This window comes from Komagataeibacter swingsii (assembly GCF_003207895.1).
In the GTDB taxonomy this organism is placed as follows: Bacteria; Pseudomonadota; Alphaproteobacteria; order Acetobacterales; family Acetobacteraceae; genus Komagataeibacter; species Komagataeibacter swingsii.
Genome location: NZ_NKUB01000106.1, coordinates 1 through 596, shown reverse-complemented (window position 1 = coordinate 596; position 596 = coordinate 1). Strand labels below are relative to the sequence as shown.

Genomic DNA, 596 nt, shown 5'->3' with positions numbered 1-596 from the left:
CCGCATCAGCTCCAGATTGGCTTCGCTCTGTGGCACAGGCCGATAGTAGACGCCCGACCGGTTGAGTTGCAGCAGCGTGCATTGCCGGATTATCGGCAGGCATGCTCTCTTCGGGTCAATCATCTGCCGCCTCTGATCACGCCCAACCGAGCAGAGGCATCCCGCAAAAAATCCCGTTCCACCAGCAACTGGCCGATCTTGGCATGCAGTTTCTCTACATCAGCAGGGCTGACTGAAGGTTCCGTTACTGACTTACCAGAAAAAAGGCTTGCCATGCCTTCGATCGCCTGGCGCTTCCATTGGGCGATCATCGTCTGATGCACGCCATGTTTCGACGCCAACTCCGCCAGCGTCAGTTCGCCACGGATCGCCTCCAGGGCAACCCGTGATTTGAACTCCGCCGCATACCGTTTCCGCGTAACCTTGCCCATAAAACCCGTCCTCGTTCAGGCCAGATGATAGCTTATCGCCCTGTCCGAAAAATGGGGACCACTTCTAAAGATCAGGAAGCCGCAGGTATCAGTCACGATATGGCGCTTGCGGCCCTTGACCTTCTTGCCCGCGTCATAGCCCGAAAGCCCGCCGCTTTCCGTAGT

2 pseudogenes are annotated in these 596 nt (G+C 57.2%); both read right to left on the bottom strand.

The features are described from left to right. Positions 1-431, bottom strand: a pseudogene (locus CFR76_RS17555) (transposase); the annotation flags it as partial. Positions 432-497: 66 nt separating this feature from the next. Continuing rightward, a pseudogene (locus CFR76_RS17550) lies at positions 498-596 on the bottom strand (IS5/IS1182 family transposase); the annotation flags it as partial.